Genomic DNA, 19,183 nt, shown 5'->3' on the forward strand with positions numbered 1-19,183 from the left:
GCCGTAGCTGGCCGCTCTCTATGCCCGAATCCGTCACGCCATCCGTCGCGTCGGCCGTTCCCGCCACGACGCGCCTCGTCGTACCCGGTCCGCACAGCATGGTGAGCCTGCTCGGCCACCAGGACGAGCTGCTGCGCACCATCGAGCGGGCCTTCTCCTCCGACATCCACGTGCGCGGCAACGAGATCACCATCACCGGCGCGCCGGCGGAGAACGAGCTGGCCGCGAAGCTGTTCGCCGAGCTCATCGCGCTGCTCGACGCGGGCACGGAGCTCAGTCCGCAGCACATCGACCACTCGCTGGCGATGCTGCGCAGCGGTGCCGGCGAGCGCCCGGCCGAGGTCCTCACCCTCAACATCCTCTCCAACCGGGGCCGCACGATCCGGCCCAAGACCCTCAACCAGAAGCGTTACGTCGACGCGATCGACCAGCACACGATCGTGTTCGGGATCGGCCCGGCCGGCACCGGCAAGACGTACCTGGCCATGGCCAAGGCCGTGCAGGCGCTGCAGGCGAAGAAGGTCAACCGGATCATCCTCACCCGCCCGGCGGTCGAGGCCGGCGAGCGGCTCGGCTTCCTGCCCGGCACCCTGTACGAGAAGATCGACCCGTACCTGCGGCCGCTGTACGACGCGCTGCACGACATGGTCGACCCGGACTCGATCCCGCGGCTGATGCAGAGCGGCACCATCGAGGTCGCCCCGCTGGCCTACATGCGCGGCCGCACCCTCAACGATGCCTTCATCCTCCTCGACGAGGCGCAGAACACCTCGCCCGAGCAGATGAAGATGTTCCTGACCAGGCTCGGCTTCGGCGCCAAGATCGTGGTGACGGGTGACATCACCCAGGTCGACCTGCCCAGCGGCACCCGCAGCGGCCTGCGTGTCGTCCGGGAAATCCTCGACGGCGTCGACGACGTGCACTTCGCCTCCCTGACCAGCTCCGACGTCGTCCGTCACCGGCTGGTGAGCGAGATCGTGGACGCCTACGCCCGCTGGGACGCGGCTGAGAACCTGCCCGGCGCGGCGGCGCCGGCGCGCTCCGGCCGCCGGGAGCGACGGTGACCGTCCCCGCGGTCGGAGAGGACCGCTGATGGCCGTGTTCGTCGCCAACGAGTCGGGCGCGAGCGATGTCGACGAGGTGCGCCTGACAGCGCTCGCCCGCTTCGTCCTCGACGCGATGAAGATCAGCCCGCTCGCCGAGCTGTCGGTCATGCTCGTCGAGGAGAAGGCCATGACCGACCTGCACGTGCGGTACATGGGCGAGGAGGGCCCGACCGACGTCCTGTCGTTCGCCCAGGACGAGGCGTTCGACGCCTCCTGGTCGGAGTCCGGGGACGACGATCCGACCACCCTGCTCGGCGACGTCGTGCTCTGCCCGGACGTGGCCCGCCGGCAGGCGGAGGCGGCCGGGCACTCGTTCGAGCGTGAGCTTCACCTGCTGTGCACGCACGGCATCCTGCACCTGCTTGGCTACGACCACGCCGAGCCGGACGAGGAACGCGAGATGTGGAAGATCCAGAACAAGCTGCTGACGTCCTGGGACGCCGCGGCCAGATCCGCCGGCGGGAAGCATCCCACGGGCGGCGCGAGCGGCGCGGACGGCGGCCCTGCCCCGGCCGGTCCGACCGCCACCCGCTGACCCCGGCCGGGGGCGACCGATGAGCTCCGGCGATCTCCTGCTCGTCTTCCTCACCGTGGTCGGATCGCTCGCCGCGGCCGGCTTCGGCTGCGTGGACGCGGCGCTGACCCGGGTGTCGCGGGTCTCGGTGGAGGGCTTCGCCCGGCAGAACCGGGCCGGCGTCGCCAACCTGTCCACCGTCGTGGCCGATCCCGGCCGCTACCTCGCCCCTCTGTTGCTGCTGCGGATCATCGGCGAGATGGTCGCGGCCGCCTGCCTCACCGTCCTGTTCGCCCGCGCGTACGGCGCCGGGTTCGCCGCGGTCGGGCTCGGCACGCTGGTCGCGACCCTGATCGCCTACATCCTGGTCGGGGTGATGTTCCGTACCCTCGGCCGCCAGCACGCGCCGGCCGTCGCGTTGGCGACCGCGGGGCTGACCGTGCGCCTCGCGCGCATCCTGGGGCCGCTGCCCCGCCTGCTCATCGCACTGGGAAACGCCGTCACGCCGGGTCCCGGCTATCGCGACGGGCCGTTCGCCTCCGAGGCGGAGCTGCGTGACCTGGTCGACCTCGCCGAGGAGAACGAGGTCATCGAGCGCGAGGAACGCGACATGATCGCGTCCGTGTTCGAACTCGGCGACACCCTCGTCCGCGAGGTGATGGTGCCCCGGCCCGACATGGTGTTCATCGAGTCGACGAAGTCGGTCCGCCAGGCGCTGTCCTTCGCGCTGCGCAGCGGCTTCTCGCGCCTGCCGGTGATCGGGGAGAGCGTGGACGACGTGGTGGGCATCGCCTTCCTCAAGGACATGGTCGCCCACGAGCGCGACGGCGACGAGGACGGCCCGATCGCCGAGATCATGCGCGCGCCCGCGCTCGTCCCCGAGAGCAAACCCGCCGACGACCTGCTTCGCGAGATGCAGGCGTCGCGCACCCACATGGCCATCGTCATCGACGAGTACGGTGGGACGGCCGGGCTGGTGACCATCGAGGACATCCTCGAGGAGATCGTCGGCGAGATCACCGACGAATACGACAGCGAGGTGGCCCCGGTGGAGTGGCTCGACGCCGGCACCGCCCGGGTGACGGCCCGCCTCGACGTCGACGACCTCGGCAAGCTGTTCGACCTCGACCCCGAGGAACTGCCCGGCGCCGACGACGCGGTGACCGTCGGCGGCCTGCTGGCCACCGCGCTCGGCCGGGTGCCGATCCCGGGCGCCACCGCTGAGGTCGGTGGCCTGCGGCTGACGGCCGAGCGGGCGGCCGGCCGGCGCAACCAGATCGGCACGATCGTCGCCACCCGACTCGACGGGGCGCCGCCCACCGCGGGCCGCCCCCCGAACGGCTCCACCAGCCGCCCCGCACCGGCAGGCGCGCCCCGACCCGCTGACGGTCCCGCCGCGGCGGGCGGACCCACGCTGGCGGGCGGCGCCGCTCCGACAGGCGACGCCGCTGCGAGCCTGGACCCCGCCTCGAGCACGGACCCCGCGCCGGCGGGTGATCCGCAGCCGGGCGATGGTGCCGCGGTGGCGGACCGGCCGGTAGCCCCCTCGCAGCAGCATGGAAAGGTGACCTCGTGACCGCTGACCCGACCTCGCCGGGCGCTGTGCCCGCCGGTGGGCCAGGCCTCGAGCTCGCGGCCGAGGACGCGAAGCTGCTCGTCCTCGCCCGCTCGGCCCGGCTGCGCGCCTACGTTCCGGATGGCCGGCGGGCGGAGGGCGCCGCCCTGCGTGACACCGACGGGCGCACCTACGCGGCGGCGACCGTCGGCCTGCCCCGGGCGGAGCTCGCGATCTCGGCGCTGCGCGCCGCCGTCGCCGCGGCCGTCTCCAGTGGCGCCCGCCGTTTCGAGGCCGCCGCCGTCGTCACCGAGGGCGACGGGATCGACGCCGACGACCTCGCGACCCTGGCCGAGTTCGGCACCGGGATCCCCGTCCTCCTCGCCGGTACCGACGGAACGGCCCGTGCCCGGACGGCCAGCTAGCGTGGCGACCACCAGCGGCAGCACCACCGACCCGAGCCCGCCGGCGGCCTTCCGCTCCGGGTTCGCCTGTTTCGTCGGCCGGCCCAACGCGGGCAAGTCGACGCTGACCAACGCGCTCGTCGGCACCAAGGTCGCGATCACCAGCGGCCGGCCGCAGACCACCCGGCACGCCATCCGCGGCATCGTGCATCGCGACGACGCGCAGCTCGTGCTCGTCGACACCCCCGGGCTGCACCGCCCGCGCACCCTGCTCGGCCAGCGGCTCAACGACGTCGTGCGGGCGACGCTGTCCGAGGTGGACGTGGTCGGCTTCTGTATGCCCGCCGACGAGCCGCTCGGCCGCGGCGACACGTTCATCGCCGAGGAGCTGTCCCGGCTGCCGAAGCGGACGCCGGTGGTGGCCATCCTCACCAAGACGGACAAGGTCACCGACCCGGATCGGATCGGCGCCCGGCTGCTCGAGGTCTCCGGGCTCGGCGAGTTCAGCGACATCGTCCCCGTGAGCGCCGTGCGCTCCTACCAGGTGGACGTGCTCGCCGACGTCCTCGTCTCCCGCCTGCCCACCGGCCCGGCGCTCTACCCGGGCGGGGAGCTGACCGACGAGCCGGAGCAGGTGATGGTCGCCGAGCTGGTCCGCGAGGCGGCGCTGGAGGGCGTACGCGACGAGCTGCCGCACTCGCTCGCCGTGGTGGTCGAGGAGATGGTGCCGCGGGAGGGGCGGCCCGAGACGCGGCCGCTGCTCGACGTGCGGGTCAACGTCTTCGTCGAGCGGCCGAGCCAGAAGGCGATCGTCATCGGCGCCGGCGGCTCGCGGCTCAAGGCGGTCGGCTCGCAGGCCCGCACCCAGATCGAGGCGCTGCTGGGCACCCCGGTCTACCTCGACCTGCACGTCAAGGTGGCCAAGGACTGGCAGCGCGATCCCCGTCAGCTGCGCCGGCTGGGCTTCTGACCCAGGGTCGCGGCGCCAGGCCCGCCAGGAGCGGGCCCGTGGCCGACGGGTAGGCGGGCCCTGGGACGGTTCGGGGCGGCGCCCGGCCGCCCGGCGGGCGCCGGGTCAGTGGTGCGACGACCGTCGGCGCCACCAGCGCGGTCGGCGGCGTTCCGGCCGCTCCCGCGCGCCCCCCGGGTCGTGGGTGGCCTCGCCGTCCACGATCTCCAGAACCGCGGGCCGCACGCGGCGTCGGCGCACCGTCGGGGCCCTGGCGTCCTCGGCCTCGCCCACCGGCGTCGTCCGCCGGATGGGCCCGATGAAGACCCGCCCGGCCGGCTCCGACATCGGCGTCCCGGAGATCTGCGTCTGCGGGATCTGCCTCTGCGGGGCGGGCGTCTGCGGGGCCTGCGTCTGCGGGGCCTGCGACTCGGGGAGCGGCGGCCGCGGCGTCTTCTCGTCGGGGGCCTTCGCCGCCACATCGGCCGGCGGCGCGGCGGCGTCACGGTGATCGGGGGCACCGGACGGCTCGGCGGCTCGCGGGGGCTGCGCGTGCGCGACGGGCGGGGGAGCGGTGCCCGGGGCGGGCGGGCTGGTCAGCGGCGGGGTCTCGTCGTCGAGCGCGGCCATCAGCAGCGCCTGGCGGTTGGCGAGGATGAACTCCTTGACCTCGAGCGGCTGCAACGGGTAGCGGCTGAGCTTCTTGCCGTGCAGGTCGATCCGGTCGACGTCGTAGCGGCCCTTGGCCGGGTTCGTGAACTCCTCGCCGGTGCGCAGGGACAGGTCCATGGACACCAGCCGGCAGACGAAGAAGTGGGCCACGGTGATGCCGCCGCCGCGCGGCGGGCTGGTGAGGAAGACCTGCTGGACGCGGTCGACGGTGGCGCCGAGTTCCTCCGCGAGCTCCCGGTGCAGCGCCGCCTCGATCGAGTCGTCCCCGGCGTCCACCCCGCCGCCGGGCGTGGACCAGTAGGGCTTGCGTTTCGGCAGCGTCCGCCGGAAGAGCACCAGCCGGCCATCGGGGTCGATCAGGATCGCTCGCGCCGTCCGCCGTACAACCCGCACCCCACCATCATCCGCACACCGGCGGCGTGTCGTTCGGGTGAGTCCGGCCGGACAGCGGCGTAGGAGACAACGGGTGATACCGGGAATACCAGCAGTTGTCGGCCCCGGTTGTCCTGGTGGGGCGTGCCGCCGGACGACCTCGCCTTACCCTGCTGGGGCGGGGGCGTGCAACCATGGGCGGGTGCCGGTGTATCGCGACGAAGGGGTCGTCCTGCGAACGACCCCTCTCGCCGAGGCTGACCGCATCATCACCGTGCTCACCCGGCGTACCGGTCGGGTGCGGGCCGTGGCCAAGGGCGTGCGCAAGACGTCCTCGCGGTTCGGCTCACGGCTGGAGCCGGGCACCTACGTCGACCTGATGCTGCACTCCGGCCGGTCGCTGGACACGGTCACCCAGGCCGACATCATCGCGCCCTACGGCGCGGAGATCTCCGCCGACTACGCCCGGTACACCGCCGCTGCCGTCATGCTGGAGACCGCGGAGCGCCTGACCAGTGAGGAACGGCAACCCGCGCTGCGGCTCTTCCTGCTGCTCATCGGTGGTCTGCGGACGCTGGCGGCAGGGGAGCGCCCGCCGCCGCTGGTGCTGGACGCCTTTCTGCTTCGATCACTGGCCGTCTCGGGGTACGGCATGGCCCTGGATGACTGCGCCCGGTGCGGGGAGCCGGGGCAGCACCCGTCGCTGTCGGTCGCGGGCGGCGGCGTAGTGTGCGCGCAATGTCGTCCGCACGGCGCGGCCTCCGTGTCGGCCGGCGCGGTGCGGCTGCTGACCGACCTGTTGCGCGGCGACTGGGACGGTGCGCTGCGCAGTGACACGCGTGCGCGGCGGGAGGCCGGCGGGATCGTCGCCGCCTATCTCCAGTGGCATCTCGAGCGGGGACTGCGCGCGCTGCCGTATCTGGAACGGGCATGACGCGCCCGCGCCCGCCGGCGTGCCGCGGCGCGGGCCGGAGCCGCGCCGCGGACAGGTCGAGCGGGGGAGCGGCACGCGCGGGGAGCACGACGCGGTGGGAGAGGACGCGGTGGGAGGGGACGAGGACGGACATGGTGAGGTGGACGGCGACGGTGGGCGTTCCCCGCGGGAACCGGCGTCGGCAGGGGGACGTGTGGCGATGGCAGGAAACGGTGCGATGGACGACGGCTCGGCGCTGCCCCGGCCCGGCATGGGGAGGTAGGCAGTGACTGTGCGCAATGATCTGGGGACGCGTTTTCGGGATCCGCATCCCCATCCCTCGGGGGCCCGGCCCCCGGCCCTGCCGCCGAGCCTGGTCCCGAAACACGTGGGCATCGTCATGGACGGCAACGGCCGGTGGGCGAAACGCCGTGGCCTGGCCCGGACCAAGGGGCACGAGGCCGGCGAGGACGCGCTGTTCGACTGCGTCGAGGGCGCGATCGAGCTCGGCGTGCGGTGGCTGTCGGTGTACGCCTTCTCGACGGAGAACTGGAAGCGCTCGCCGGACGAGGTCGCGTTCCTCATGCGGTTCACCGACGGGGTGTTCGGCCGGCGCATCGACGACATGGACGCGCTCGGGGTGCGGGTGCGCTGGGCGGGCCGACGCCCGCGGCTGTGGGGCAGCGTCATCCGACGGCTGGAGTCCTCGGAGGAGCTGACCCGCGACAACGACCGGCTCACGCTGGTGATGTGCGTGAACTACGGCGGCCGGGCGGAGATCGCCGACGCCGCCGCGGCGATCGCGCGGGACGTGCGCGCGGGCCGGCTGCGCCCCGACCGGATCGACGAGGCGACCGTCAGCCGCTACCTCGACGAGCCGGACATGCCCGACCTCGACCTGGTCATCCGGACGTCCGGCGAGCAGCGGCTGAGCAACTTCCTGCTCTGGCAGGCCGCGTACGCCGAGTTCTCGTTCGTGGACACGCTGTGGCCGGACTTCGACCGCCGCGACCTGTGGACCGCCTGCGAGGAGTACGCCCGCCGCGACCGCCGCTACGGCGGCACCGTCGCCCACCGTGCCTGACGAGGACCAGCGGGTCGGCGACGCCGCGCGCGGCCCGGCCCCGCGGCCGGGACCGGACGGGGCGAACGGCCCGGGCGATCCGGCCGGCGGGCGCGGCTGGCGGCCGCCAGCCGGTGCCTCCGCGCCGGTCGTCGCCCAGATCGCCTTCACGGTGCCGCCCGCGGCGGCGGACGACTTCCCCGCGGCGGTGCGCGAGGTGCTGGCGGTGCTCGGGGGCGCCGCCGGGTTTCGCCGCGGCCGGGTCGCCCGCGCGCTGGACGCGCAGGAGTCCTGGCTGCTGATCACCGAGTGGGACGGGCCCGGGCCCTGGCGGCGGGCGCTGTCCCTGTTCGACGTGCGGCGCACGTTGACGCCGCTGTTGGTCCACGCCGTCGACGCGCCAGGCGCCTTCGAGGTGCTCGCCGCGGCGGACGCCCCGTCGGCCGGCGGGGCGGACCTGGTGTTCGCCTCCGACCGTGCCGCCGACGCGGACACGGCCGCACCCGGCCGCCGGCCCGCTTCCTGACGACCACCGCGTCGCGCGGGACGCCCACGCCTCGCGCGGCGGCGGGCTGACGCGGGAAAGTCGGTGGCGACCGGTAGCCTCGACTCAGCATCATGGACGCGCGGATCCGTGTCCCGAGGGGTTCGAAGCTCCGAGGGGTTCGAAGCGCTCGGCGGCTCGGCGCCGCGCCGTCCGGCCGCCCGGTGCGCTGGCGGCCGGGCCGTGATCGCCGGACCGGTTCGTCCGCGGCAGCCGCCCGCCCGCGCGGCCCGGGGTCCGCACCGGCGGGCGGGGCGCCCGCCCCGTCCGTGACCGTGACAGCGAAAAGCCGAGGCTCACCCGATGTTGACCATGCAGGACGCGTTGCTGGCGCTGACCCGTTACTGGACCGACCGCGGCTGCATGATCATGCAGCCGTTCAACACCGAGGTCGGCGCCGGTACGCTCAACCCGGCCACGGTCCTGCGGGTGCTCGGCCCGGAGCCATGGCGGGTGGCCTACGTCGAGCCGTCGGTCCGTCCGGACGACTCGCGCTACGGGCAGAACCCGAACCGGCTGCAGACGCACACCCAGTTCCAGGTGATCCTCAAGCCCGACCCGGGCAACGCCCAGGAGCTGTACCTGGGCAGCCTCGAGGCCATCGGCATCGACACCGCCGCCCACGACGTCCGCTTCGTCGAGGACAACTGGGCCTCGCCCGCGCTCGGCGCCTGGGGCCTGGGCTGGGAGGTCTGGCTCGACGGGCTGGAGATCACCCAGTTCACCTACTTCCAGCAGGCCGGCGGGCAGACGCTGGACACGGTCAGCGTCGAGGTCACCTACGGCATGGAACGCATCCTCATGGCGCTGCAGGGGGTGCGCCACTTCAGCGAGCTCACCTACGCGCCGGGGGTGTCCTACGGCGAGGTGTTCGGCCAGTCCGAGTACGAGATGTCGCGGTACTACCTGGACGACGCCGACATCGACACGGTGCGCCGCCTCTACGCCGACTACGCCGCCGAGGCCCGCCGGATGATCGACGCCCGGCTGCCCGTCCCGGCCCACTCCTACGTCCTGAAGTGCTCGCACGCCTTCAACGTCCTCGACTCGCGCGGCGCCGTGTCGACGACCGAGCGGGCCACCTCGTTCGCGCAGATGCGCGGCCTGTCCCGCGAGGTGGCCGCGCTGTGGCGGGACCGCCGCGAGGAGCTCGGCCACCCGCTGGGGGTGGCGAGCCCGGCGCCGGCGGCCGTGCCCGCGCCGGTCGGCGCCCCGGTGACGGAGCCGGCCACGCTGCTGTTCGAGATCGGCACCGAGGAGCTGCCGGCCGCCGAGGTGCCGCGCACGGTGGCGGCGGTGCGCGCGGGCCTCGCCGAGCGGCTCGGCGCCACCCGGCTGACGCACGGCGAGATCCGGGTCCTCGGTACCCCCCGCCGGATCGTCGCGGTCGTCGACGATGTCACCCCGCGCGAGCCCGACGTCGAGCGGGTCGTGCGCGGCCCGAGGGTCTCCGCCGCCTACGACGCCGCCGGCGCTCCCACCAGGGCCGCGGTCGGCTTCGCCCGCGGCCAGGGCGCCGACCCGGCCGACCTCCAGGTCGTCACTCATCGCGACGTCGAGCATGTGGCGCTCGTGCGGACCGAGGCCGGGCGGGACGCCGTCGACGTGCTCGCCGGGCTGCTCGGTGAGGTGGTCGCGGCGCTGCGCGGTGAGCGGAACATGCGCTGGAACGACGCGACGCTGTCCTTCAGCCGTCCGGTGCGCTGGCTCGTCGCGCTGCTCGGGGAGACCGTGGTCCCGGTGGCGGTGTCCAGCCTCGCCGCCGGGCGGACGACCCGCGGGCACCGTCGGGCCGGCTCGGAGCCGATCGAGGTGCCCGGCGCCGACGGCTACCCCGAGCTGCTCGCCGCCCACGCGATCCTGCTCGACCCGGCGGCCCGGCGTGACCTGGTCGTCGAGGAGGCGGCCAAGCTCACCGCGGACATCGGCGGCCACATCGACGCCGACGCCGACGGCGACGTCCTCACCGAGGTGACGAACCTCGTCGAGTACCCGCGACCGCTGCTCGGCTCCTTCGAGGACCGCTTCCTCGAGCTGCCCACCGAGATCCTCACCACGGTGATGCGCAAGCACCAGCGCTACCTGCCGGTGCGCGACGCCGCCGGTCGCCTGCTGCCCGCCTTCCTCGCCGTTGCCGACGGGACGGTCGACGAGGCGCTGGTCCGGGCCGGCAACGAGGACGTCATCCGCGCCCGCTTCGCCGACGCGGCGTTCTTCTACGACGCCGACGTCAAGGTCCCGCTGGAGACGTTCCGCGCGGGCCTGGCAAAACTCACCTTCGAGCAGCGCCTCGGGTCGGTAGCGGACCGGGCGGACCGCGTCGGCGCGCTCGCCCGCGGCCTCGGCGAGGCGATCGGCCTCGCCGGCGCGGATCTCGCGACGCTCGACCGGGCCGCCGCGCTCGCCAAGTTCGACCTCGCCACCCAGATGGTCATCGAGCTGTCCAGCCTCGCCGGGACGATGGCCCGCGAGTACGCCCGGCGGGCTGGCGAGCCCGAGGCGGTCGCCACCGCCCTGTACGAGATGGAGCTGCCCCGGCGCGCCGGCGGCGCGCTGCCCGGGACCGTTCCCGGCGCGCTGCTCGCCCTCGCCGATCGGCTTGACCTGCTCGTGGGCCTGTTCGCCCTCGACGCGGCGCCGACCGGCAGCTCCGACCCGTTCGGGCTGCGCCGCGCCGCGCTCGGCGTCTCGGCCATCCTCACCGGTCAGCCCCGGCTCGCCGGCCTGGATCTCACCGATCTGCTCGCCCGGGCCGCGCTGCTCACCCCGGTGCCGGTCGGTGAGCAGGCGCTGGCGGCGGCGGAGGCGTTCATCCGCGGCCGCTACGCCCAGCAGCTGCTCGAGCGCGGCGTCGACCACCGGCTCGTCGGCGCGGTCGGCCCGCACACCGGTGCCCCCGCACGGGCGGAGGCCACCCTCGCCACGCTGAGCACGCTGCTCGGCGACGACGGGTTCGCCGCGCTCGCCGCGGCCCTGCAGCGGGTGCGCCGCATCGTGCCCGCCGACGCTCCCGCGGTCGTCGACGGCGAGCGGCTCACCGAGCCGGCCGCCGCGCGGTTGCTCGGTGTAGTCACCGATCTGACCGCCCGGCTCGCGCCCGCCGGCGCCGAGGCTGACGGCGCCGAGCCTGGCCCCGCGGCCGCGGGTTCGACTCGCGGCGTGCCCGTGCCGCTGGACGCGCTGGTGGCCGCCGCCGGTGCGCTGCCGGCCGCCGTCGACGGCTTCTTCGACGGCCTGATGGTGATGGACTCCGACCCGGCGGTCCGCCGGGCCCGCCTTGGCCTGCTCGCCACCATCCGTGACCTCACCGCGGGCACCCTCGACTGGGAGGCGCTCGGCACGCTGGCCACCGCCGGTCACTGAGACTGGCGGGTGGCCGGCGGAACCGTCGTCGACTACGCCTGGTCGCGCCCGTTTGCTGATCGTCGAGATGACGTCCGGCGTGATGACGCCTGGCGGTGATGGGAGATCCGACATATCGGGCGCCGTGGTCGATCGAGTGCGGCGCAGGTCTAACGTCCTTTCTGTGGCACTGTCCCGACCCCGTCTCACCGTCCGTCCGTTTCGCGCGGACTGGTGGCGGGTGCGCTGGTGGCGGTGGGCGATCCGGGTGGTGCTCGCCGGCGTGACGGCGGTCGTCGTCCTCGCCGCCGTGACGTTCGTCCAGGTGTGGTGGGTCGGCCGGGAGGATCATCACCCGCGCTCCGACGCGCTGGTCGTGCTCGGGGCGTCCCAGTACGACGGGCGGCCCTCCGCCGTCTTCGCCGCCCGGCTCGACCACGCCCTCGCGCTGTACCGGCAGGGCGTGGCGCCGGACGTCATCACCATCGGCGGGAAGCAGCCGGGCGACCGCTACACCGAGGCCGAGGCCGGCGCCGCCTACCTGCGCCGGCGCGGGATCCCGGCGGACCACGTGATCGTCGTCCCGGAGGGTTCGGACACGCTGGGCTCGCTGACCGCGGTGGCGGGCGTCATGAACAGCCGGCACTGGCGTTCGACGGTGCTGGTCACCGACCCCTGGCACAGCCTGCGCTCCCGGACGATGGCGCGGGACCTGGGGCTGCGGGCGTCCACCTCGCCGGTCACCACCGGTCCGGCGGTCCACGGCGTCGACACGAAGGTCCACTACATCCTTCGGGAGGGGATCGGCTACCGCTGGTACCAGCTGTTCCACCGGGCCTCGCCACCCGAGGCGACGACGCGCGCGGTATGACGGTCCGGCGCGCCGTGCCGGCTGACGGCGGGCACCTGCCGGCTACCGGGCGGCACCTCCCGGCGAGGCACCTCGCGGCCCGCGGGCCGCGAGGTACCGCGGACGGCCGGTATGTCCCGCCGCATCGCCGCCGGCACGGGCGGTGCGGAACGGTCCCGGCGCCGGCCGGATGAAATCGGGCTATTCGGGGATGTGACCTACCAGCGGCCCGCTCGACCCTCTTCGGTGGTCACCCGCGCTGGTACGGTTCGGATCGCCGGGCGAAAGGGTAATGCGTCAAGCGGTGGTGACGCTTGGCGGCAGGGACAGCCACGTGACACATGCGACAGCATTCGTGAGATCGCGATCAAGATCAGAATAAGGAGACTGGTGTGGCAACTCCCGTATCCGAAAGCGCGGTCGGGACGGCCGATCTGACCACGGTCCGGGAACTCGCGCAGCAGCTGCGGGTCGACTCGGTGCGCAGCAGCACCTCGGCCGGGTCCGGGCACCCCACCTCGTCGATGTCCGCGGCGGACCTGCTTGCCGTGCTCGTGGCCCGGCATCTGCGCTACGACTGGGACAACCCCGAGGACCCGGCGAACGACCACCTGATCTTCTCCAAGGGTCACGCCTCGCCGCTGCTCTACTCGATCTACAAGGCGGTCGGCGTCGTCACCGACGACGAGCTGATGAACGGCTACCGCCGCTTCGGTGAGCGGCTGCAGGGCCACCCGACGCCGATCCTGCCGTGGGTCGACGTCGCGACCGGCTCGCTCGGCCAGGGGCTGCCCGACGGTGTCGGCGTCGCGATCGCCGGCAAGTACCTCGACAAGGTCCCCTACCGGGTCTGGGTGCTGTGCGGCGACAGCGAGATGGCCGAGGGCTCGGTGTGGGAGGCCCTCGACAAGGCGTCCTACTACCAGCTGGCGAATCTCGTCGCGATCGTGGACGTCAACCGGCTCGGCCAGCGCGGCCCGACGGAGCTCGGCTGGGATCTCGACCGTTACGCGGCCCGTGTCGAGGCGTTCGGCGCTCGGGCGGTCGTCATCGACGGCCACGACATCGAGGCGATCGACGCCGCCCTCGCCGACGCCGAGGACGCGAGCCGCCCGACCGTCATCCTCGCCCGCACCCGCAAGGGCGAGGGCTTCTCCGAGGTCGCCGACGCTGAGGGCTGGCACGGCAAGCCGCTGCCCGCCGACATGGCCGAACGCGCCATCGCCGAGCTCGGCGGCGAGCGCGACCTGCGTGTGCGCGGCCCGGTGCCGTCCGCGGACCTGCCCCGCCCGGCGCCCATCGTGCGGCCCGCCATCACGCTGCCGGCTTTCGAGCTCGGCGCCAAGGTCGCGACCCGCAAGGCCTACGGCCAGGCGCTCGCGGCGCTCGGCGCCCGTACCGACGTGGTCGCGCTCGACGCCGAGGTCAGCAACTCGACCCACGCCGAGGACTTCGCCCACGTCCACCCGGACCGCTTCTTCGAGATCTTCATCGCCGAGCAGCAGCTCGTCGCCACGGCCGTCGGCCTGTCCGTACGCGGCTACGTGCCGTTCGCCTCGACGTTCGCGGCGTTCTTCTCCCGCGCCTACGACTTCATCCGGATGGCGGCGATCTCGCAGGCGGACATCCGGCTGTCCGGCAGCCACGCCGGCGTGGAGATCGGCGCCGACGGCCCGTCACAGATGGCGCTCGAGGACCTGGCGATGATGCGGGCGGTCGGCGGGTCGACGGTGCTCTACCCGAGTGACGCGACGTCCACGGCCCGGCTCGTCGAGGCGATGGCCGACCTGTCCGGGGTCAGCTACCTGCGCACCACCCGGGGCGCCTACCCCGTGCTCTACGGCCCCGACGAGCCGTTCGCGCCCGGCGGCTCCAAGGTGCTGCGCCGTTCGGACAGCGACACCGTCGCCCTCATCGGTGCCGGGGTGACGCTGCACGAGTCGCTCGCCGCCGCCGACGCGCTCGCCGCGGAGGGCGTGGCCGCCAGGGTCATCGACCTGTACTCGGTCAAGCCGGTCGACGCCGCCACGGTGCTCGAGGCGGCGCGGGCCACCGGCGGGCGGATCGTCGTCGCGGAGGACCACTACCCCGAGGGCGGCCTGGCCAGCGCCGTGCTCGGCGCGCTCGACGACTGTGGGCTGCAGCTGTCGGTCCGCCACCTCGCGGTGCGCTCGCTGCCGGGCTCGGGCACGTCCGCCGAGCTGCTCGACGCGGCCGGCATCTCGGCGAAGCACATCGCCGAGGCCGCCCGCGACCTGCTCCGCTAGGCAGACCGCGACAGGGGAGAACGTGAAACGGGGTCGGAGGGCTCGTGTGAGTGAGCCCTCCGACCCCGCCCGAGGCGCGTCCCCCAGTCGCGCCGACGCGGCCGACCAGAGATCCGTCTCTCCCCAGACGGGAGGCCTGGCAGCGTGGTCAGGGGTGCGCGGTCAGTCGTCCCCGGCCGGGGAGGGCGCCCCACCGAAGGTCATGTCGACCAGGGTGAGGTAGAGCCGGTCCGGCCGCGGCAGGAACTTGATGTTCGACAGTGCCTGGTCCTGACCGGCGGACTCGACCACGAACTCGCCGTAGCCGAACAGGCGGCCCAACGGATCCCGGTTGTAGGTGAGATCCGTGATCTTGGACAGCGGCATCGTCTGCACCTTGCGGAAGAAGATCCCCGACACCTTCAGCAGGCGCTTGTCGGTGATCATCAGGTGGTCGAACTGCCAGTCCGCGATCTTCCAGAGCATGCGCAGGATCATGAACAGGGCGAAGTACCACAGCAGCGTGGTGACGAAGCCGCCGTTGACGTCCCTGGAGGCGAACAGGATGTTCACCACCAGGGCGAGCAGGACCGCGCCCACGGTCTGCAGCAGGATCGGCAGGAGCACCGCCCAGTGCAGACGCACCATCATGACCAGGCGCTCCTGCGACGCCAGGTACTTGGTGTCGCGTTGGGCCGGGTCCGGCAGCTGGAGTCTCACCACGTCCGCAGTGTCTCAGAGATCGGGGCCGGCGGGACGGGGATCACCCGACGGTGTTACTGACGAACTCGGAGACGCCGTTGCCCCACGAGTGCAGCCATCCGAAGGCGCGGTGGACGATGCCAGCCGCGCTGTTGGGTGCGGTCACCACGAAGAAGATGACGAACGCGATGGCGGCATACTTAATGATCTTGTCCACGGCAGGCCTCCGGGCCGATTTGGTGAAGGGTGCGCACAAAGTATCGTCGCTGCGATCGGCCGGGGTCCCCGAATCGCGCCGATACGCTCAAGCTCGTGGTCGCTGAGTGGTATGACACCCCGGACACGGTCCGTCGGGTCGCGGAACGTCCGAAGGCTACACCGGGGCCTCGCAGTCCCTTTGCCCGGGATCGCGCGCGCGTGCTGCACTCCAGCGCGCTGCGCCGCCTCGCCGGAAAGACACAGGTCGTGGGCCCGCTGGACGACGACTTCCCGCGTACGCGGCTGACGCACTCGCTGGAGACCGCGCAGGTCGGCCGCGAGCTCGGCGCCCAGCTGGGCGCCGACCCGGACCTCGTCGACGCGGCCTGCCTGGCGCATGATCTCGGTCACCCCCCGTTCGGGCACAACGGCGAGCAGGCACTGGCTGTGGCTGCGCGGGCCTGCGGCGGCTTCGAGGGCAACGCGCAGAGCCTGCGGGAGCTGACCAGGCTGGAGGTCAAGATCGTCGACGACGACGGGCGCAGCGCGGGCCTGAACCTGACCCGGGCGAGCCTGGACGCCGCGACGAAGTACCCGTGGGCGCGGGGCCGCGGCCCCGACCCGGGCGCGGTGAAGTACGGCGCCTACGACGACGACCTGGCCGTCCTCGCCTGGCTGCGCGAGGGCGCGCCGCCCGGCCGGCGCTGCATCGAGGCGCAGATCATGGACTGGGCCGACGACGTCGCCTACTCGGTGCACGATCTCGAGGACGGCGTCGTCGCCGGGCACATTGAGCTCGCCGCGCTCGATGACGCCACGCACCGTGACGAGCTGGCGGCCGCGACCGCGCGGCGCTTCCCCGAATCCACCGCCGCGGCCGTCGCCGCCGCCCTGGACACGCTGCGTGCCCAGCCCTGGTGGACCCGATCGGAGATCACCTCGGCCCGCGGCCAGGCGGCCCTGCGACAGATGACCAGCGAGCTCATCGCCCGGTTCTCCCGCGCGGCGGTGCGCGCCACCCGCGAGCGCCACCCGGCGGGGCCGCTGCGGCGCTATGGCGCGGACCTGGTGGTCGATCCGGCCACGATCGCCGAGTGCGCCGCGCTCAAGGGGGTCACGGCCTGGTACGTCATGGAGCGCCCGGGGGCGCGGGCCCGCCAGGTCCGCCAGCGGGAGGTGATCGGCGAGCTCGTCGAGCTGCTCCTGCGCGACGCGCCGCGGTCGCTGGACCCGTCGCTACGGGTGATCTTCCAGGCCGCGCCGGACGACGCGGCGCGGCTGCGGGTGGTCATCGACCAGGTTGCCCGGCTGACCGACGCCAGTGCCGAGCGGCGCCACGCGGCGCTGCGCGGCCGCCCGGTGCGCCGCGTCCTGTGAGGAGTGGGTCCCCCGCGCGCCGCCGTCCTGCCCGCGGGGGAGTCGCGTACCCCCGGGCGGGGACGGGGCGGGTCCGTGGGAAGCAGCCCGCGCGGGTGCGGCCACGGCGCGTCGGCCGGCCGGGCGACGGTCGCCCGGGTGGTGATCGATGATCGCCGCGGGCGGCCCGTGTATCACTGCGCCGCAGGTGGCGGGCATTGTCCTCAACATTCACGTGGCATGATCGGTACTGTCGCGCTTACGACACGTACCATCGCAGCCGTAGGACCGATGTGCGGGGCGCCGCGTGCGCGGCCGCCGGCCTCGGCCGGAGGTTCGCCCACAGCGTTCCAAAGATCGGCCCAGTGGGTATGACGCAGCGCACAATAGGTGGGCGATCTGCCCCGGGCGAGGTACCTCGCCCGGCAGGGACGAGGGGAGGGGCGGATGGCCGGACGGATCCGTGACGCCGACGTCGCCCTCGTCCGGGAGCGCTCGCCGATCGCGGACGTCGTCTCCGAGCATGTCCAGCTGCGCCCGGCCGGGCGCAACGAGCTGGTCGGCCTGTGCCCGTTCCACGAGGAGAAGTCGCCCTCCTTCTATGTCAACGTGGCGACCGGTCTGTTCCACTGCTTCGGCTGCCAGCAGGGCGGCGACGTCTACTCCTTCGTCCGCGAGATCGATGGGCTGAGCTTCCGGGAGGCGGCCGAGCGCCTCGCCCGCCGCGCCGGGGTGACGCTGACCTTCGAGGGCGGCGGCACGACCGACCGCACCGTCTCCAGCCAGCGCCAGCGCCTGCTGGAGGCGCACCGTGTCGCTGCCGAGTTCTATGCCGAGCAGCTCACGAGCCATCCCTCGGCGGGCGCGGGCTGGGAGTTCCTCAACGCCCGCGGGTTCGACCTGGACGCCGCCCGCCGCTTCGGCGTCGGCTACGCGCCGACGGGCTGGGACACGCTGACCCGCCACCTGCTCGCCCGCCGCTTCACCGGCCAGGAGCTGGTGCTCGGCGGGCTGTCCAAGCAGGGCAGCCGCGGTGGGCTGATCGACCGGTTCCACCACCGCCTCATCTGGCCGATCCGCGACCTGGCAGGCGAGGTCGTCGGTTTCGGCGGCCGCCTGCTCGCCGGCGACGGCGCGCCGAACGCCGGCCCCAAGTACCTCAACACTCCCGAGACGCCGCTGTTCAAGAAGGCGAGCCTGCTCTACGGCGCGGAGCTCGCCCGCCGCGACATCGCCCGGCGCTACCAGGTCGTGGTGGTTGAGGGCTACACCGACGTCATGGCCTGTCACCTGGCCGGCGTCACGACCGCGGTGGCGACCTGCGGCACCGCCTTCGGTCAGGAGCACGTCGGGGTCGTCCGCCGGCTGCTGATGGACTCCGACGAGCGGCGCGGCGAGGTCATCTTCACCTTCGACGGCGACGCCGCCGGGCAGAAGGCCGCGATGCGGGCCTTCGAGCACGAGGAGCGCTTCGCCACCCAGACCTTCGTCGCCGTCGAGCCGTCCGGGCTCGACCCGTGCGAGCTGTGGATGCGCGGGGGGGACGCGGCGGTGCGCGAGCTCGTCGCCCGCCGGGTGCCGCTGGTCGAGTTCGCCATCCGCGGCGTGCTCGGCCGCTACGACCTCAACACCGCCGAGGGTCGCCTCGCGGCGCTCGACGCCGCCGCCCCGCTGGTCGGCCGGATCAAGGACGCCGGCCTGCGGCACGGCTACGCGGTGAGCCTCGACCGCTGGCTCGGCTTCCTCGACGAGAAGTTCGTGGTGCGCCGGGTGGCCGAGCACCGCTCGGTGGCCGCGCCCGGCTCCCCGGCACCGGGGTCCGGGCGGGCGGGCCGCGGGTCCGCCGCCGTCGCGTCCGCCGTGGACCGCCGTCGGCCGGGTACCGTCGACCCGGTCGTGGTCGTCGAGCGGGAGGCGCTCAAGCTCGCCGTCCAGTTTCCGGGACTTGCAGGGCCGATGTTCGACACGCTGGCCCCGGAGATGTTCACTGTTCCCGCGCACCGCGCCATCCGCGAGCTGGTCGCGCGGCTGGGTGGGGTGTGCGGGGGGCTGGCGGGGACCGGTGACGTCGCCACGTGGGTGGCCGAGCTGTCCACGGCGGCGACGGAGGAGGAGCTGCGGCGTCTCGTCACCGCTCTGGCCGTGGAGAGGGTGTTGTGCGACCGCGATGTTGATGATCGTTATGTCGACGAGCAGATGTCACGCGTACAGGAGTTGCATGTGACACGTCGGATCACCGACCTGAAGTCGCGGGTGCAGCGGCTCAACCCGGTGTCCGACGCCGAGGCCTTCAACCGTGCCTACGGTGAGCTGATCGCTTTGGAACAGCACAAGCGTCAACTCCGGGAGCGGGGCGTAGGTGCCGCGTAACCTGGGTCGATCCCGAGAAGGAAGTGA

16 protein-coding genes are annotated in these 19,183 nt (G+C 73.5%); 13 read left to right on the forward strand and 3 right to left on the reverse strand.

Features of this window, described 5'->3' with window-relative positions:
• The first annotated feature begins 20 nt into the window (after positions 1–20).
• From AC6EXY_RS01795 to era, 5 genes are read left to right on the forward strand one after another with little or no spacing between them, the layout of a single operon-like run.
• Positions 21–1,064, forward strand: coding sequence for a PhoH family protein (locus AC6EXY_RS01795; RefSeq protein ID WP_101830836.1), 1,044 nt, complete (start codon positions 21–23; stop codon positions 1,062–1,064).
• A gap of 28 nt (positions 1,065–1,092) precedes the next feature.
• Positions 1,093–1,641 (forward strand): rRNA maturation RNase YbeY, encoded by a 549-nt coding sequence (gene ybeY, locus AC6EXY_RS01800; RefSeq protein ID WP_101830837.1) that lies wholly within the window; start codon positions 1,093–1,095, stop codon positions 1,639–1,641.
• A 19-nt stretch (positions 1,642–1,660) separates the two neighbouring features.
• The gene (locus tag AC6EXY_RS01805) at positions 1,661–3,196 is read left to right on the forward strand and encodes a hemolysin family protein (RefSeq protein WP_243407299.1); all 1,536 of its coding nucleotides are present in this window, start codon (positions 1,661–1,663) and stop codon (positions 3,194–3,196) included.
• Positions 3,193–3,600: a cytidine deaminase-like protein gene (locus tag AC6EXY_RS01810; protein WP_101830838.1), complete on the forward strand. Its 408-nt coding sequence runs from the start codon at positions 3,193–3,195 to the stop codon at positions 3,598–3,600. Before AC6EXY_RS01805 ends, AC6EXY_RS01810 begins: the two co-directional genes overlap by 4 nt.
• Before the next feature lies 1 nt (position 3,601).
• On the forward strand, positions 3,602–4,549 hold the full coding sequence (gene era / locus AC6EXY_RS01815; RefSeq protein WP_101830839.1) for a GTPase Era: 948 nt from the start codon (positions 3,602–3,604) through the stop codon (positions 4,547–4,549).
• A 105-nt stretch (positions 4,550–4,654) separates the two neighbouring features.
• Here the strand turns inward: era and AC6EXY_RS01820 are convergent, their stop codons facing one another.
• Positions 4,655–5,593 carry an NUDIX domain-containing protein gene (locus tag AC6EXY_RS01820; protein WP_499816930.1) on the reverse strand — a complete coding sequence of 313 codons (939 nt, stop codon included), beginning with the start codon at positions 5,591–5,593 and terminating at the stop codon, positions 4,655–4,657.
• 181 nt (positions 5,594–5,774) lie between these two features.
• On the opposite strand from AC6EXY_RS01820, the gene recO reads away from it, so the two are divergent.
• The 6 genes from recO to AC6EXY_RS01850 all read left to right on the forward strand — a co-directional run bounded on the left by recO (position 5,775) and on the right by AC6EXY_RS01850 (position 14,551).
• The gene (gene recO / locus AC6EXY_RS01825; RefSeq protein ID WP_207770546.1) at positions 5,775–6,506 is read left to right on the forward strand and encodes a DNA repair protein RecO; all 732 of its coding nucleotides are present in this window, start codon (positions 5,775–5,777) and stop codon (positions 6,504–6,506) included.
• Between the two features lie 265 nt (positions 6,507–6,771).
• Positions 6,772–7,569, forward strand: coding sequence for an isoprenyl transferase (locus AC6EXY_RS01830; protein WP_101834829.1), 798 nt, complete (start codon positions 6,772–6,774; stop codon positions 7,567–7,569).
• Positions 7,562–8,074 carry an antibiotic biosynthesis monooxygenase gene (locus tag AC6EXY_RS01835; protein WP_101834827.1) on the forward strand — a complete coding sequence of 171 codons (513 nt, stop codon included), beginning with the start codon at positions 7,562–7,564 and terminating at the stop codon, positions 8,072–8,074. Before AC6EXY_RS01830 ends, AC6EXY_RS01835 begins: the two co-directional genes overlap by 8 nt.
• A gap of 321 nt (positions 8,075–8,395) precedes the next feature.
• Complete coding sequence (locus AC6EXY_RS01840; RefSeq protein WP_499816929.1) at positions 8,396–11,455, forward strand: glycine--tRNA ligase; 3,060 nt, start codon at positions 8,396–8,398, stop codon at positions 11,453–11,455.
• A gap of 163 nt (positions 11,456–11,618) precedes the next feature.
• Entirely contained in the window at positions 11,619–12,305 is a 687-nt protein-coding gene (locus AC6EXY_RS01845) for a YdcF family protein (RefSeq protein ID WP_101834823.1), read from the forward strand.
• Positions 12,306–12,676: 371 nt separating this feature from the next.
• Positions 12,677–14,551, forward strand: a complete 1,875-nt coding sequence (locus tag AC6EXY_RS01850; RefSeq protein ID WP_101834821.1) for a transketolase — start codon at positions 12,677–12,679, stop codon at positions 14,549–14,551.
• A gap of 162 nt (positions 14,552–14,713) precedes the next feature.
• Here the strand turns inward: AC6EXY_RS01850 and AC6EXY_RS01855 are convergent, their stop codons facing one another.
• Entirely contained in the window at positions 14,714–15,253 is a 540-nt protein-coding gene (locus tag AC6EXY_RS01855) for a PH domain-containing protein (protein ID WP_101834819.1), read from the reverse strand.
• Between the two features lie 40 nt (positions 15,254–15,293).
• Entirely contained in the window at positions 15,294–15,449 is a 156-nt protein-coding gene (locus AC6EXY_RS01860; RefSeq protein ID WP_165818620.1) for a hypothetical protein, read from the reverse strand.
• Between the two features lie 95 nt (positions 15,450–15,544).
• Here AC6EXY_RS01860 and AC6EXY_RS01865 point away from each other — a divergent pair, with 95 nt between their 5' ends.
• Positions 15,545–16,807 (forward strand): deoxyguanosinetriphosphate triphosphohydrolase, encoded by a 1,263-nt coding sequence (locus AC6EXY_RS01865; protein WP_499816928.1) that lies wholly within the window; start codon positions 15,545–15,547, stop codon positions 16,805–16,807.
• Between the two features lie 426 nt (positions 16,808–17,233).
• Positions 17,234–19,156: a DNA primase gene (gene dnaG, locus AC6EXY_RS01870; RefSeq protein ID WP_101834815.1), complete on the forward strand. Its 1,923-nt coding sequence runs from the start codon at positions 17,234–17,236 to the stop codon at positions 19,154–19,156.
• The last annotated feature ends 27 nt before the right edge of the window (positions 19,157–19,183 follow it).

It is taken from the genome of Frankia sp. RB5 (assembly GCF_059816245.1).